Here is a 13,564-nt window from a genome sequence, read left to right as displayed (position 1 = left end):
CCCTGCGCGGCTCCCGTCCGTGCCCGATAGCCTGCTCCTCATGAGCAGGCCCGCGACCTTCGTCCCGCCCCCCGGCGCCCGTGCGTACCCCCTGCGGACGCCACGCGGTGAGTTCGCCGTCGTCGACGCGCCCGTGGCCGCCGGGGTCGAGCCCCGGGGAGTCGCGCTGCTGCTGCCGGGGTTCACCGGCAGCAAGGAGGACTTCAACCCGCTGCACGTCCCGCTCGCGGAGCGCGGGTACCGGACCGTGGCCGTCGACGGGCGCGGCCAGTTCGAGTCGGACGGTCCCGCGACCGACGAATCCGCCTACGCGCAGGAGGAGTTGGCGCGGGACGTGCTGGCGCAGGCGGCGGCGCTCGGGCAGCCGGTGCATCTGCTGGGGCACTCGCTCGGCGGGCAGATCTCCCGCGCGGCGGTCCTGCTCGACCACGCGCCGTTCCTGTCGCTGACCCTGATGGCGTCCGGCCCGGCGCAGATCTCGGCGTCCCAGCGGGAGCGGGTGAAGCTGCTGCGGGACGCGCTCGCGGTGATGAGCATGGCCGAGGTGTGGGACGCGATCCAGGCGATGGAGACGCCCGAGGAGACCGAGACGCCGTCGCTCGACGGCGGCCTGGACGAACGGGACGACCTGCGGCGCCGCTGGCTGGCCACCAAGCCCGCCCAACTCATAGCCACCGGAAGCCAGTTGTGCACGGAGCCGGACCGGATCGCCGAACTGGCCGCCGTCCCCCTGCCGTTCCATGTGCTGTCGGGCTCCCAGGACGACACCTGGCCGCTGCCGCTGCTCGACGACATGGCGGTACGGCTGCGGGCGCGGCGGACCGTCATCGACGGGGCCGAGCACTCCCCCAACACCGACCGTCCGTTCGCCACCGCCGAGGCGATCGCCGGCTTCTGGGACGGCGGCACGTCCGGGTCGTGACCCCGTGCGCGTACCGGAGCCCGCCGGCCGCGCGCCGGACTAGTACTGCGCCTGGAGGTGGTCCCAGAAACCGTCCCTGAGGGAGCGGCGCAGGTCCGCCTGGCCGCGCAGGGAGTACTGGAGCAGGCCCTCGGCCTCGACCAGCAGGTCCTGGTCGACGGAGCCCGGCAGGTAGGGGTGGCCGGGGAGCAGTTCGACCAGTGCCTCGCGACCTCGGGAGGCGAGCCACTTCGCGGCGATCTGCGCGCCGACGAAGCGGACGGCCTCGCGGGTGGGGCGGGCGCCGGCCGTGGCCTCGTAGGCGGCGGCCGTGCGCCGGGTGACGTACGGCTTGAAGAACTCCAGGTCGAGGGTGCGCTGGCTGTCCACCTCCCAGAGCAGTGGCTCGGCCTGGTTGCGGCCCTCGGGCGCCTCGATGCCCCAGAGGTGGACGCGGGCGCCGTACCCCTGGGCCGCCTCGACGGCCGACACCAGGTCCTCGTCGCCGCCGAGCAGGGCCGCGTCACTGATCGCGCGGTGCCGGGCGAGGGACTCCAGGTCGGAACGGATCAGGGAGTCGACGCCCTTCTGCTGGTTGTTGGCGTTGAGGTTGCCGAGGCGGACCTTGACGTCGGGGAGTTCGGCGATGGACTGCTGCTCGGCGGTGTGGATGCGGCGGCGGGCGCCGTCGTACCAGTACACGCGGAGCAGCCGGCTGTCCGCGAAGATCGTGCGGGCGCGGTCGATCAGCGCGTCGATCAGCCCCTCGGCGTCGAGGTCGAAGGCCCGGCGGTCCTCGGTCCCGGCGACCAGCCGCCCGGCGGCCGCGTACAGATAGCCCGCGTCGACGAAGATCGCGTGGGTCGAGGGCGTCTTCGCCACCTCGGCGAGCATGCGCTGCAGCAGCTCGTTCGTGCGGTCGATGCGGGCGCCCAGGGCCGCCAGTTCGTCGTTCATCGCCTCCATTGTCCCGTTGGTCACGCTGCGAACACAACCGGTCCCGGATGGTCCCCCGAGGATCGCTTACCGGTCGGTAATTAGGCGTTCGAAAAATTTCTTTAGCGTAGGGAATGTTTGTAACAAGAAGCACGTTGACTACGTACGACACCGGATACCCGTCCGGTGCTCACAAGTAGTTCTCCGCAGGAGGATGACCAGACGAAGGGAGAAGCCCATGCGCTTCGAAATCATGCGACTCGACCACGTCGACGGGACCACCGTGGACAGCAGGGTCGTGGACGCCGCCTCCGTCAACCGGATCGTTCAGCAGGCCGCCGCCGTAGGACAGCGCCTCTGGATCCGCCCGGCCGAGACCCCGGCCTCGTAGCGGGCACGGCCACTCAAGCTTTCCGGGGGAGCCGAACCGCGCGAAGGGTCAGCTCCCCCGGATGACCTGAGTGATTCCGTTGATGATCTGCTGCACCGCGATCGCGGAGAGCATCATGCCCGCGAGTCGCGTCACCAGGACGACGCCGCCGTCCTTGATGACCCGGATGATCAGCAGCGAGTAACGCATCACCAGCCACAGCACGACGTGGATCGCGAGGATCGCGGACCACACCGAGACCTGCGTGGCCACACTGCCGGCCTTCTGCACGGCCAGGATCACGGACACGATGGCGCCGGGGCCCGCGAGCAGCGGCATGCCCAGCGGTACGAGCGCCACGTTCACGTCCTTGGTCTGCTTCGGCTCGTCGGTCTTGCCGGTGAGCAGGTCCAGCGCGATCAGCAGGAGCAGCAGACCGCCCGCGATCATCAGCGCGGGGACGGAGACGTGCAGGTAGTCGAGGATCTGATGGCCCAGGACGCCGAACGTGGCGATGACACCGAACGCCACGCACACCGCCTGGAAGGCCATGCGCTTCTGCACCTTGGCCGGACGGCCGGCGGTCAGGGCGAGGAAGATCGGGGTGATCCCGGGGGGATCCATGATGACGAAGAGGGTCAGGAACAGGGAGCCGAAGACGGCGATGTCGAACATGGTGTGCCTTGCAGGAGAGAGCCACCGCCGGCGGCACCCGTCCGGCGGGGCGGACAGGCGGGCACGGCGGCCGTACTACGGGCGTACTGGGGAAGGGTGACGAGGGTGGCGCCGGATCGTGGGCGCCGGGCGGTCAGATTCCGCCGGTTCCCGGGACCGGGAACGCGCCGGTCGCGCGCCGGGTGATCTCCCCGTAGACCTCGGGGTCGGTCGTGCAGGCGCCGAGCGACACCGTCTTGCGGCTGCCGTGGTAGTCCGAGGAACCCGTGACCAGCAGGCCCAGCTCGTCGGCGAGGGCCCGCAGCCGGGTCCGGGCGTCGGCGTCGTGGTCCATGTGGTCGACCTCGATGCCGTCGAGACCGGCGGCGGCCATCTCGGCGATCGCCGGCTCGGGGACCGTACGGCCGCGTTTGACGGCGGCCGGATGCGCGAAGACGGTCACCCCGCCCGCGCCCTTGACCAGCCGGATCGCCTCGAAGGGGTCGGTCTCGTGCTTCGGCACGTAAGCCCGGCCGCCGTCGGCGAGCCACTCCTCGGTGAACGCGTCGCTCACCGTCGGCACGACGCCCAGCTCGACCAGGGCGGTGGCGACGTGCGGGCGCCCCACGGAACCGCCGGCGGCGATCCGCTCGACCTGCTCCCAGGTGACGGGCACGCCCAGCGCGTTCAGCCGGGCGACCATGCCCCGGGCCCGCGGCACCCGGTCGTCCCGGACCAGCTCGCGCTCGGCGAGCAGGGCGGGCTCCTCGGGGTCGAAGAGGTAGGCCAGCAGGTGCATCGAGACGCCGTCGATCCGGCACGACAGCTCGGCGCCGGTGACCAGGGTGAGCCCCGCGGGCAGCGCGGCGATCGCCTCGCCGTACCCGCGAGTGGTGTCGTGGTCGGTCAGCGCGACGACGTCCAGTCCGGCGGCGGCGGCGTTGCGCACCAGCTCGGCCGGCGTGTCCGTACCGTCGGAGGCCGTGGAGTGACAGTGCAGATCGACGCGCACGGTGACTCCAGACGGGGAACGGAACGGACGGGACACCTAAGGATAGCGGTGTTTTCCCGCGCGCCTGTCACACCCGCAACCGCCTGGCACCCCCTACCGAAACCCGCTCAGAGGCACGGGGAACCACGCGGGCGACCACGGGACACCGGCGCCCTCCCCCGACCGGCCCGGCCCACCGCCCCGGGGCGCTACGGCCGGAGCAGGCGCGGCGACAACGCCCCGCACGGCACCAGGTCCAGCTCCGCACCCGCGTCCCGCAGGTCGGTCAGCACCAGCTCGTCGTACATGAGCAGCCCGGCCTGCTCGGGCCACATCACCGCCCACAGCCACATGCCGAGCGCCTCGCCCGCGAAGACGGCGCGGTCGTCGGGGGTGCGGTAGACGTGCCACAGCGGGGTCGGGCGGCCGGCGGCCAGGACCTTGGCCTGGGGCGGCTTCTCCACGTTCATGTACGACCCCGGGTCCGGTCCGTCGATGCCCGCGTAGCGCGCGCCGAGACCGACGCCCAGTTCCTCGGCGACGAGGATCAGCTCGCCGGGGCCGCCGAGCGGGCCGGGACCCGAGCACGCGACGGCGGTCGCGCGGCCGCCGCTGCGGTCGTCACCCGCGTAGCCCACGCCGGTGAACAGCCAGCCGACCGGCAGCGGCCAGGGCATCCACACCGGCACCTGCGTGCGGTGCACCACCACGTTCAGAGCCTCGACGCTGGGCGGGATCACGGGCTGCAGCGGATACACCGCGCCGTGCACATCGCACTGCCACGTATCGGCGAAGAGACCGGGAGCCCTGACCCGGCCACCGCACCTCGGGCAACTGGGTTCGCCCCTCATAGGGCTCCACGGTCCTACCCCGGCCCGCCCACGTCAAGGACGATCACCCGTCCGGACGGAACGGCGACCGCGACACATATAGATGTAGCTTGCATTTATTAGAGACGCTAACTTACTGTGTGCATAGACCAACTATCTGCCTGGGACGGGAGAAGCACATGGACCCCCTCGACGCGGGAGCCGGGAGCATCCTGCGACAGCCCAAGGCCGTCTGGGCCACGGCCGGCGCCTCCGTCGTCGCCTTCATGGGCATCGGCCTCGTCGACCCGATCCTGCCGTCCATCGCGCGGGGCCTCGACGCCACCGCCGGGCAGGTGTCCCTGCTCTTCACCTCGTACTTCCTGATCACCGCGATCGCGATGCTGCTGACCGGCTTCGTCTCCAGCCGCATCGGCGGCCGCAGGACCCTGCTGCTGGGGCTCGCCTTCGTGGTCGTCTTCGCGGGCCTGGCCGGCACCTCCGGCTCGGTCGGCCAGCTCGTCGGCTTCCGGGCGGGCTGGGGCCTCGGCAACGCGCTGTTCGTCTCGACCGCCCTCGCGGTGATCGTCGGCGCGGCGGCGGGCGGCAGCGCCGCGGCGATCCTGCTCTACGAGTCCGCCCTCGGCCTCGGCATGGCCTGCGGCCCCCTGCTCGGCGCGGTCCTCGGCAACATCAGCTGGCGCTACCCCTTCTTCGGCACGGCCACGCTGATGGCGATCGGCTTCCTGTGCATCACGGCGTTCCTGAAGGAGCAGCCGAAGCCGGCCCGCAGGACCTCGCTGCTGGACCCCCTCAAGGCGCTCGGCCACGGCGGCCTGGCCTCGGCGGCGGTGTCGGCGTTCTTCTACAACTACACGTTCTTCACCGTGCTGGCCTTCACTCCGTTCGTGCTGGACATGTCCCCGTACCGCTCGGGCGCGGTGTTCTTCGCGTGGGGCCTGCTGCTCGCCGTCTTCTCGGTGATCGTGGCCCCGCGCACGCAGGCGCGGTTCGGCTCGCTCAAGGTGCTCGGCGGCTCGCTGGTGCTGCTCGCGGCGGACGTCCTGGTGCTCGGCTACGGCGACCACACCACGGCCGTCGTCTGCACGGTCCTGTCCGGCGCGTTCATCGGCGTGAACAACACCGTCTACACCGAACTCGCCCTCGGCGTGTCGGACGCGCCTCGCCCGGTGGCGAGCGCGGGCTACAACTTCGTCCGCTGGTTCGCGGCGGCCGCCGCCCCCTGGTTCGCGCCGAAGATCGAGGAGTGGACGGACGTCCACATGCCGTTCGTCGTCGCGGCGGTGACGGCGGCCCTGGGCGCGGTCGTGGTCCTCGTCCGGCGCCGGGCCCTCACCCTCGAGGCCGAGGAGCAGGCACCGCGGCACGCCTCGCAGGACGGTGTCGGCGTCTTCGCCAACTGACCACCGAGGAGCAGGCTTTGGTGAGCTTGCTCACCCCGGCTCAGTCCAGCGGGACGGATCCGCGGGCGGGGTCCCTCAGGTCCGTCCCGTGCGCGAGCCAGCGCTCGTGGAGGGCCTGGGCGCCGTGAACCCGCTTCCAGGCGGCCTCGTTGGGGGTCATCGGCAGCAGCGGCAGGAACCGTACGGGGTCCAGCGGATCGTCGAGGTCCAGATCCTCCACGAGACCGCCGGGCTCGCCCACCAGGACCGAGGTGAACGGGGCACCGGGCCACAGCGGCTCGCCGACGTCCAGGGAGGCGCCCGGAGACACCACCAGACCCTCCACCTGCGGGGACGCGGCGAGGACGGCGAGCGGACGCAGGACCGGGTCGGTGTCGGCGACGCCCGCGCGGACGGACAGGACCAGCTCGGCGCGGGGACCCTTGACCGGGTCGGCGAGCATCGCCGTGGGGTCCGCCATGGGGTGCGCGGACATGCCGAGGGTGGCGTAGCGGAGGACGTCCCCCTCCTGGAACCGGAGCACCTCGATGCGGTCCGTGCCGAGGAAGGTGACCGCGGCGCGCGCGTCCGGTTCGCCCAGCGCGGTGTTCAACCGTGCCTCGACCAGAGGAAGAACATCAACCATGCGGTGAGCATAGAACTCGTCAGCTGCGGGCAAAGCGGCGCCTTGACAGTATGGGCGGCTGGTACTCTGAGCCGGTGGTTCGGGGCAGCACGCAGAAGCGTCGCTATCGAGTCCCGACGCCGACGAGACTCCCTTACGAGGGACCGGCCGGAGGAGGTGGGGCTGTCATGGATCGAAGTCGACCGTGCAGTACCACTCGCTCTTCCTGCCTTTGATGTAACTCCTGGCTGGTTGCCGGCTGCCGCCTTCCTGTGCGCGTCACCGTTCGGAAGAGCACTTCGTTTCGCTTTGCCTGATCCGTCTGATCGCCTGATCCGCCCGATCTGAATCAGTTCTGCATCAGTAGCGAAGTCGCCACCGCGACGGTGCGGTGCTCCCCGCTTTGCGGACGTGCCAAACATGCGTTGTCAGGACGTCCCCATTCCGGGTAGTTCCACCCGTCGCCGCGCGCACTGTCGCTGCCCGCCCGCGAAGGAGCCTGCCCATGTCGATGATTCGCGACCTGCGTGCCGTGGTCCGCCCGTCCTCCCGTGTCTCGCTGCGCAAGGACGCCGGCGCCTCCTACGACACCACCCGCGACCCCGGCACGCCCTCGGCGGTCGTGGACTGCGCCGTCTACCGGGACGGCGCCCGCGTGGCGAGCGACAAGCCGCTGACCCCGCAGGAGGCGATGCGGCAGGTGCGCCGCGACGGCGGCTTCGTGTGGATCGGGCTGCACGAGCCGACCGAGGGCGAATTCTCCGGTATCGCGAGCGAGTTCGGGCTGCACCCGCTGGCCGTCGAGGACGCGGTGCAGGCGCACCAGCGGCCGAAGCTGGAGCGCTACGACGACTCGCTGTTCACGGTCTTCAAGACCATCCACTACGTCGAGCACGACCGGCTCACGGCCAACAGCGAGGTCGTCGAGACCGGCGAGGTCATGTGCTTCACCGGCCGGGACTTCTTCATCACCGTCCGGCACGGCGGCCAGGGCTCGCTCAGGGCGCTGCGCCACCGCCTCCAGGACGACCCCGAACTGCTCGCGAAGGGCCCCTCGGCCGTCCTGCACGCCATCGCCGACCATGTCGTGGACGGCTACATCGCGGTCGCCGACGCGGTGCAGGACGACATCGACGAGGTGGAGACCGAGGTCTTCTCGCCGGGCCGCAGGGGCGGTGTCTCGCGCGGTGTGGACTCGGCGCGGATCTACCAACTCAAGCGTGAGGTGCTGGAGTTCAAACGGGCGGTGGCGCCGCTGCTGCGGCCCATGCAGCTGCTGAGCGAGCGTCCGATGCGACTGGTCGACCCGGACATCCAGAAGTACTTCCGGGACGTCGCCGACCACCTGGCCCGGGTCCAGGAGCAGGTGCTGGGCTTCGACGAACTGCTCAACTCCATCCTCCAGGCCAATCTGGCGCAGGCGTCCGTCGCGCAGAACGAGGACATGCGCAAGATCACCGCCTGGGCCGCGATCATCGCCGTACCGACGATGGTCTGCGGGGTGTACGGCATGAACTTCGAGCACATGCCCGAGCTGCACTGGAGGTACGGCTACCCGGCGATCATGGGCGTCACGGTCGTCCTGTGTCTGGGCATCCACCGCACGCTCAAGCGCAACGGCTGGCTGTGAGCGGGCCTGGATAGGCTGGGCGCATGACAAGCGAGCTGCTCGACCGGGCCCTCATCGAGGAGGCCTCCAAGAAGTCCGGCCTCATCTGGGTCCGCGGTGCCGGTGCCCCGGCCGCGCGTGCGCTGTGGCACGTGTGGCACGAGGGCGCGGTGTGCGTGATCGGGGACGGTCCCGGTGAGCAGCCGCTGCCCGCGCTCGTGGACGGCGGCTCGGCCGAGCTGACCGTCCGCAGCAAGGACAAGGGCGGCCGGCTGGCGACGTTCCCCGCGACCGTCTCCGAGCTCGCCCCCGGCTCCGAGGAGTGGGAGGCGGCCGTCGCCGAGCTGAAGGGCAAACGCCTGAACGCGCCCGACGGCGAGGAGATGCCGGGCCGCTGGGCCCGCGAGTGCCGGGTGCTGCGCCTGGTGCCGTCGGGGCTCGTGGAGCCGCTGCCCGACGGCAGCCTGGCGGAACGTCCCGTGCCGTCGCCCGCGACGACGCGGATGCCGATGCCCGCGGGGCTGCCCAAGCTCCTCGCCAGGCGCCGGAAGAAGTGACGCCCGGCCGCTGCGTCCGTACCGCTAGGACGTCGGAAGCTGCCTGCCGTAGTCCACGGTCGCGGACTTGGCCGGCTTCGTGACCTCGAAGTCCTTGCCCCAGTCGGAGAAGCGGAGTGTGCCCGCGTCGCCCGCCCGCACCAGACGGAGCGGATAGGGCCTGCCCTCCAGGGAGACGTCCAGCGTGCCGCCGGACCCCTTGTCGCCGGTGACACGGATGGTGGGGGTACCCGACTGATCGGTGTGGTGGCCGTCCGTGGCCAGCTTGCCGTGCAGCGTCAGCAGACCGTCGAGGAGGACAGCCTTGTCCGTGAAGCCGCTGAACTTCTTGTACGCGGGGTCCCCCTGCGGGACCTTCACGTACTTGCCGTCCAGCTTTCCGGTGGCGCCGTCCGCGTCGGCGTGGTGCCAGAAGTCGGCGTCGGCCTTCAGATACAGCTGCTCGCCCACGCGCAGTAGCTTGAAGGTGGCGCCCTGCGCGGTCACCGACCCGGTACCGCCGTCGGCCTTCAGCTGCATGTCCAGCCGGTACGTGCGCCCGCTGGTGACCACGGTCCCGGACAGCCGGACCGCCGGTGCCGCGTCGGCCGCCGCCCGGGACTTCGCCTGGATCTTCTCGGCGGGCAGCTTGCCCACGCCGTTCGTCCCCGCGTCCGGGTCGTCACCGCCGCCGCACCCGGACAGCACCATCGCTCCCGTCACGGCGAGTGCGCAGGTCGCGGTCGCCAGCACGGTCCGGCGGGCACGGCCCCGCGGAGTCGCAGTCACAGATGGCGCTGCCTTTCTGACGGTTCCTGAGCGGCGTACCGCAGCGTACCGGTGCCCCGGCCGCCCGGCGGAGCCAGTCCGTCCGGACCGCACACCAGGGCGTACCCGACCGGTACGGGCTAGCCTGAAGCGCACCCGAGCGGGCAAATCCGAGCAATTCCCACGCATCGACCACCACTCCCCCAGCGATTCCCAGGCAAAGGAAGCAGAGCCATGGCAGCCGGCGCCCCCCGGATCTTCGTCTCGCACATCGCCGGGGTCCCCGTCTTCGATCCGGCCGGCGACCAGGTGGGCCGCGTCCGCGATCTGGTCGTCATGCTGCGCGTCGGGCGGCGTCCCCCGCGGATCCTCGGACTGGTCGTCGAGCTGTCCACCCGGCGCCGTATCTTCCTGCCGATGACCCGGGTGACCGGTATCGAGTCCGGCCAGGTCATCACCACCGGTGTCGTCAACGTCCGCCGCTTCGAGCAGCGGCCCACCGAGCGGCTGGTCTTCGGCGAGCTGCTGGACCGGCGCGTGACGCTGGTGGAGACCGGCGAGGAGGTCACCGTCCTCGACGTGTCCGTGCAGCAGCTGCCCGCGCGCCGGGACTGGGAGGTCGACCGCGTCTTCGTCCGCAAGGGCAGGAAGGGCGGTGCCTTCCGGCGCGCCAAGGGCGAGACGCTCACCGTGGAGTGGTCGGCCGTCACCGGGTTCTCCCTGGAGGAGCACGGGCAGGGCGCGGAGAGCCTGCTCGCCACCTTCGAGCAGCTGCGCCCCGCCGACCTGGCCAACGTCCTGCACCACCTGTCGCCCAAGCGGCGCGCCGAGGTCGCCGCCGCCCTGGACGACGACCGGCTCGCCGACGTGCTGGAGGAGCTCCCCGAGGACGACCAGATCGAGATCCTCGGCAAGCTGAAGGAGGAGCGCGCGGCGGACGTCCTGGAGGCGATGGACCCCGACGACGCGGCCGACCTGCTCTCCGAGCTGCCCGAGGAGGACAAGGAGCGGCTGCTGAGTCTGATGCAACCCGCCGACGCGGCCGACATGCGGCGCCTGATGTCGTACGAGGAGCACACCGCGGGCGGTCTGATGACGACGGAGCCGATCGTGCTGCGCCCGGACGCCACGGTGGCCGACGCGCTCGCCCGGGTCCGCAACCAGGACCTCTCCCCGGCCCTCGCCGCCCAGGTCTACGTGTGCCGCCCGCCCGACGAGACACCGACCGGCAAGTACCTGGGCACCGTGCACTTCCAGCGGCTGCTGCGCGACCCCCCGTACACACTGGTCAGCTCGCTCGTGGACGACGATCTGCAGCCCCTCGCCCCCGACGCCACCCTGCCGATCATCGCCGGGTTCTTCGCCACGTACGACATGGTGGCCGCGCCCGTGGTGGACGAGTCCGGGTCGCTGCTCGGCGCGGTCACCGTGGACGACGTGCTCGACCACATGCTGCCCGACGACTGGCGGGAGACGGAGTTCCACCTGGACGAGGGAGAGGGGGCCGCCGCTCATGGCTCCTGAGCGCGACAGCGCGACACGCGAGCGCAGCCCGGCGGGCGCCACGGCAGCGCCCCGGCCCCGTGCGCCGCGTCTGGACCAGCCGCGCCCGCCCCGGCGCCGCTTCCTGCCCGAATGGGACCCGGAGGCCTTCGGCCGCCTGTCGGAGCGGATCGCCCGCTTCCTGGGCACGGGACGCTTCATCGTCTGGATGACGGTCGTCATCATCGCCTGGGTGGTGTGGAACATCGCCGCGCCGCGGCACCTGCGCTTCGACCCGTACCCGTTCATCTTCCTGACGCTGATGCTGTCCCTGCAGGCCTCCTACGCGGCCCCGCTGATCCTGCTCGCCCAGAACCGGCAGGCCGACCGCGACCGGGTCAATCTGGAGCAGGACCGCAAGCAGAACGAGCGGTCCATCGCCGACACCGAGTACCTGACCAGAGAGGTGGCCGCGCTGCGGATGGGCCTGGGCGAGGTGGCCACCCGCGACTGGATCCGCTCGGAGCTCCAGGACGTGGTCAAGGAGCTGGAGGAACGAAGGCGGCACGACGGGCATGTCGTATTCCCGGCAGAGCGGGCAGAACGGTCGCCGGGACGTGACGCAGACGACCGCTGAAGGGCTACCCGCAGTGCCCTCGGGGCGCCGTACCATCGTCCTTATGGCTACGGAAGACGCGGTGCGCGAGGCACTGGCGACGGTGAACGACCCCGAGATCAACCGACCCATCACCGAACTCGGGATGGTCAAATCGGTGGAGATCGGCGCGGACGGAGCGGTCGCGGTCACCGTGTACCTGACGGTCTCCGGCTGCCCCATGCGCGACACCATCACCCAGCGCGTCACGGAGGCGGTCTCCCGCGTCGAGGGCGTCACCCGGGTCGACGTCACCCTCGACGTGATGAGCGACGAGCAGCGCAAGGAGCTGGCGACCGCCCTGCGCGGCGGCCAGGCCGAGCGCGAGGTGCCCTTCGCCAAGCCGGGCAGCCTCACCCGCGTCTACGCGGTCGCCTCCGGCAAGGGCGGCGTCGGCAAGTCCTCGGTGACCGTGAACCTGGCGGCGGCGATGGCGGCCGACGGGCTGAAGGTCGGTGTCGTCGACGCCGACATCTACGGCCACTCGGTACCGCGCATGCTGGGCGCGGACGGTCGCCCCACCCAGGTCGAGAACATGATCATGCCGCCGTCGGCGAACGGCGTGAAGGTCATCTCCATCGGCATGTTCACCCCGGGCAACGCCCCGGTCGTCTGGCGCGGCCCGATGCTGCACCGCGCGCTCCAGCAGTTCCTCGCCGACGTCTACTGGGGCGACCTGGACGTCCTGCTGCTGGACCTGCCGCCGGGCACCGGTGACATCGCGATCTCGGTCGCCCAGCTGGTCCCGAACGCCGAGATCCTGGTCGTGACGACGCCTCAGCAGGCGGCGGCCGAGGTGGCCGAGCGGGCCGGCTCCATCGCCGTGCAGACCCACCAGAAGATCGTCGGCGTGGTCGAGAACATGTCCGGCCTGCCCTGCCCGCACTGCGGCGAGATGGTCGACGTGTTCGGCACCGGTGGCGGCCAGATGGTGGCCGACGGCCTGACCCGCACCACGGGTGCGACGGTCCCGGTCCTCGGCAGCATCCCGATCGACGTCCGCCTCCGCGAGGGCGGCGACGAGGGCAAGCCGGTCGTGCTGACCGACCCGGACTCCCCGGCGGGTTCGGCGCTGCGCGCGATCGCCGGAAAGCTGGGGGGCCGTCAGCGGGGCCTGTCGGGGCTGTCCCTCGGGCTCACGCCGAAGAACAAGTTCTGACGCTCCGCGTCTGCGATCTGCGGCTCCGTCACCGGTCAGCTCTCTGACCAGCGGCGGAGCCGTCGACGTTTGTCAGCGTTGGTCGTCGTTGAGCGCCCTCGCACGGCCCAGAGACGGCCCGGCCTATCTCCTTTCAAGTGATCACCTTGGCGGTGCCCGGTCGGCGGCATCATGGTCGTCATGGATGCTGGGATAGCTGCCGTGCTGGGCGCGGGAGTGGGAACAATCGGCATGATCGTGACTGGCTGGACCGCAAGGTCAGCAACCAAAATGCAGATGCGTAATGAGTCGTTACGTGAGCGCAGGGTGCCACGAAGAGCCTCCTACGAGGCGTTCTCATCTGCTGTTGCAAGGTTCCACGATCACCTACAACCCTGGGTGCACTTCGGACGCCTTCTCGACCGGCCAAGGCCTTCCGGGAATGAGGACAGGAACCCGATCTCGTACCTGAAGCACAGTGAGTTCAAGGATGGCTACGTGGACCAGGCCATTGCGCTTGCTGACGAGGTCAGCCGCTTCGGCCGGCATGTTGTCCTGGACGGACCGGCTGAACTCGAACCGTTCGTGACTAAGAGCGTCCGCCAGTAGGCTGGGGAAGTGGTGCAGGCACGGTCTCCGATCATGGAGTTCTCTACGCTTCATGATCACTCGGGGTGTCCGTGCCTG

Annotated in this window: 15 protein-coding genes; 9 read left to right on the top strand and 6 right to left on the bottom strand. The window is 70.8% G+C overall.

The genetic code is table 11. The features are described from left to right. Nucleotides 1-40: 40 nt before the first annotated feature. Nucleotides 41-922, top strand: a complete 882-nt coding sequence (locus tag ACF08B_RS32000) for an alpha/beta fold hydrolase (protein ID WP_392320590.1) — start codon at nt 41-43, stop codon at nt 920-922. 39 nt (nt 923-961) lie between these two features. Here ACF08B_RS32000 and ACF08B_RS31995 read toward each other — a convergent pair whose 3' ends face one another. Beyond that, on the bottom strand, nt 962-1,858 hold the full coding sequence (locus ACF08B_RS31995) for an NYN domain-containing protein (protein WP_176985930.1): 897 nt from the start codon (nt 1,856-1,858) through the stop codon (nt 962-964). 217 nt (nt 1,859-2,075) lie between these two features. Here ACF08B_RS31995 and ACF08B_RS31990 point away from each other — a divergent pair, with 217 nt between their 5' ends. Next, a complete protein-coding gene (locus tag ACF08B_RS31990) occupies nt 2,076-2,228 on the top strand; it encodes a hypothetical protein (protein ID WP_093474936.1) in 153 nt (50 codons plus the stop codon). Nucleotides 2,229-2,276: 48 nt separating this feature from the next. Here ACF08B_RS31990 and ACF08B_RS31985 read toward each other — a convergent pair whose 3' ends face one another. From ACF08B_RS31985 to ACF08B_RS31975, 3 genes are all read right to left on the bottom strand, one after another. Then, entirely contained in the window at nt 2,277-2,882 is a 606-nt protein-coding gene (locus ACF08B_RS31985) for a MarC family protein (protein ID WP_093474937.1), read from the bottom strand. Nucleotides 2,883-3,015: 133 nt separating this feature from the next. After that, a complete protein-coding gene (locus ACF08B_RS31980) occupies nt 3,016-3,873 on the bottom strand; it encodes a PHP domain-containing protein (protein ID WP_392320589.1) in 858 nt (285 codons plus the stop codon). Nucleotides 3,874-4,061: 188 nt separating this feature from the next. Then, nucleotides 4,062-4,703, bottom strand: a complete 642-nt coding sequence (locus ACF08B_RS31975; protein ID WP_073889288.1) for a DUF6758 family protein — start codon at nt 4,701-4,703, stop codon at nt 4,062-4,064. 158 nt (nt 4,704-4,861) lie between these two features. Here ACF08B_RS31975 and ACF08B_RS31970 point away from each other — a divergent pair, with 158 nt between their 5' ends. Continuing rightward, on the top strand, nt 4,862-6,085 hold the full coding sequence (locus ACF08B_RS31970) for an MFS transporter (protein ID WP_392320588.1): 1,224 nt from the start codon (nt 4,862-4,864) through the stop codon (nt 6,083-6,085). Nucleotides 6,086-6,125: 40 nt separating this feature from the next. On the opposite strand, the gene ACF08B_RS31965 is transcribed toward ACF08B_RS31970, so the two are convergent. Continuing rightward, nucleotides 6,126-6,710, bottom strand: a complete 585-nt coding sequence (locus tag ACF08B_RS31965; protein ID WP_392320587.1) for a suppressor of fused domain protein — start codon at nt 6,708-6,710, stop codon at nt 6,126-6,128. 484 nt (nt 6,711-7,194) lie between these two features. Between ACF08B_RS31965 and ACF08B_RS31960 the strand changes: the two genes are divergently transcribed. Then, nucleotides 7,195-8,319 carry a magnesium and cobalt transport protein CorA gene (locus ACF08B_RS31960; RefSeq protein ID WP_392320586.1) on the top strand — a complete coding sequence of 375 codons (1,125 nt, stop codon included), beginning with the start codon at nt 7,195-7,197 and terminating at the stop codon, nt 8,317-8,319. Nucleotides 8,320-8,342: 23 nt separating this feature from the next. Continuing rightward, nucleotides 8,343-8,855: a hypothetical protein gene (locus tag ACF08B_RS31955; protein ID WP_073889282.1), complete on the top strand. Its 513-nt coding sequence runs from the start codon at nt 8,343-8,345 to the stop codon at nt 8,853-8,855. A 24-nt stretch (nt 8,856-8,879) separates the two neighbouring features. On the opposite strand, the gene ACF08B_RS31950 is transcribed toward ACF08B_RS31955, so the two are convergent. Beyond that, nucleotides 8,880-9,623 (bottom strand): hypothetical protein, encoded by a 744-nt coding sequence (locus ACF08B_RS31950; protein WP_093474947.1) that lies wholly within the window; start codon nt 9,621-9,623, stop codon nt 8,880-8,882. A gap of 213 nt (nt 9,624-9,836) precedes the next feature. On the opposite strand from ACF08B_RS31950, the gene ACF08B_RS31945 reads away from it, so the two are divergent. The 4 genes from ACF08B_RS31945 (at nt 9,837) to ACF08B_RS31930 (ending at nt 13,486) form a co-directional block, all read left to right on the top strand. Continuing rightward, nucleotides 9,837-11,126: a magnesium transporter MgtE N-terminal domain-containing protein gene (locus tag ACF08B_RS31945; RefSeq protein WP_073889279.1), complete on the top strand. Its 1,290-nt coding sequence runs from the start codon at nt 9,837-9,839 to the stop codon at nt 11,124-11,126. After that, nucleotides 11,116-11,721, top strand: coding sequence for a DUF1003 domain-containing protein (locus ACF08B_RS31940; RefSeq protein WP_392320585.1), 606 nt, complete (start codon nt 11,116-11,118; stop codon nt 11,719-11,721). The genes ACF08B_RS31945 and ACF08B_RS31940 overlap by 11 nt, the downstream gene beginning before the upstream one ends. A gap of 43 nt (nt 11,722-11,764) precedes the next feature. Then, a complete protein-coding gene (locus tag ACF08B_RS31935; RefSeq protein WP_093474951.1) occupies nt 11,765-12,898 on the top strand; it encodes an Mrp/NBP35 family ATP-binding protein in 1,134 nt (377 codons plus the stop codon). A gap of 180 nt (nt 12,899-13,078) precedes the next feature. After that, nucleotides 13,079-13,486 carry a hypothetical protein gene (locus ACF08B_RS31930; protein ID WP_392320584.1) on the top strand — a complete coding sequence of 136 codons (408 nt, stop codon included), beginning with the start codon at nt 13,079-13,081 and terminating at the stop codon, nt 13,484-13,486. Nucleotides 13,487-13,564: the final 78 nt, after the last annotated feature.

Origin of the sequence: Streptomyces sp. NPDC015139 (assembly GCF_043079785.1) — a bacterium.
GTDB lineage: Bacteria > Actinomycetota > Actinomycetes > Streptomycetales > Streptomycetaceae > Streptomyces > Streptomyces albidocamelliae.
The sequence above is the reverse complement of the archived record's forward strand: the minus strand, read 5'-3'. Positions and strand labels throughout refer to the sequence as shown.

Bases quoted from the DNA above. Each gene is read 5' to 3' on its own strand.
- ACF08B_RS31955 (WP_073889282.1), top strand. From the start codon at position 8,343: ATGACAAGCGAGCTGCTCGACCGGGCCCTCATCGAGGAGGCCTCCAAG.
- ACF08B_RS31995 (WP_176985930.1), bottom strand. From the start codon at position 1,858: ATGAACGACGAACTGGCGGCCCTGGGCGCCCGCATCGACCGCACGAAC.
- ACF08B_RS31975 (WP_073889288.1), bottom strand. From the start codon at position 4,703: ATGAGGGGCGAACCCAGTTGCCCGAGGTGCGGTGGCCGGGTCAGGGCT.
- ACF08B_RS31970 (WP_392320588.1), top strand. From the start codon at position 4,862: ATGGACCCCCTCGACGCGGGAGCCGGGAGCATCCTGCGACAGCCCAAG.
- ACF08B_RS31930 (WP_392320584.1), top strand. From the start codon at position 13,079: ATGGATGCTGGGATAGCTGCCGTGCTGGGCGCGGGAGTGGGAACAATC.
- ACF08B_RS31945 (WP_073889279.1), top strand. From the start codon at position 9,837: ATGGCAGCCGGCGCCCCCCGGATCTTCGTCTCGCACATCGCCGGGGTC.
- ACF08B_RS31985 (WP_093474937.1), bottom strand. From the start codon at position 2,882: ATGTTCGACATCGCCGTCTTCGGCTCCCTGTTCCTGACCCTCTTCGTC.
- ACF08B_RS31960 (WP_392320586.1), top strand. From the start codon at position 7,195: ATGTCGATGATTCGCGACCTGCGTGCCGTGGTCCGCCCGTCCTCCCGT.
- ACF08B_RS31965 (WP_392320587.1), bottom strand. From the start codon at position 6,710: ATGGTTGATGTTCTTCCTCTGGTCGAGGCACGGTTGAACACCGCGCTG.
- ACF08B_RS32000 (WP_392320590.1), top strand. From the start codon at position 41: ATGAGCAGGCCCGCGACCTTCGTCCCGCCCCCCGGCGCCCGTGCGTAC.
- ACF08B_RS31990 (WP_093474936.1), top strand. From the start codon at position 2,076: ATGCGCTTCGAAATCATGCGACTCGACCACGTCGACGGGACCACCGTG.
- ACF08B_RS31935 (WP_093474951.1), top strand. From the start codon at position 11,765: ATGGCTACGGAAGACGCGGTGCGCGAGGCACTGGCGACGGTGAACGAC.
- ACF08B_RS31940 (WP_392320585.1), top strand. From the start codon at position 11,116: ATGGCTCCTGAGCGCGACAGCGCGACACGCGAGCGCAGCCCGGCGGGC.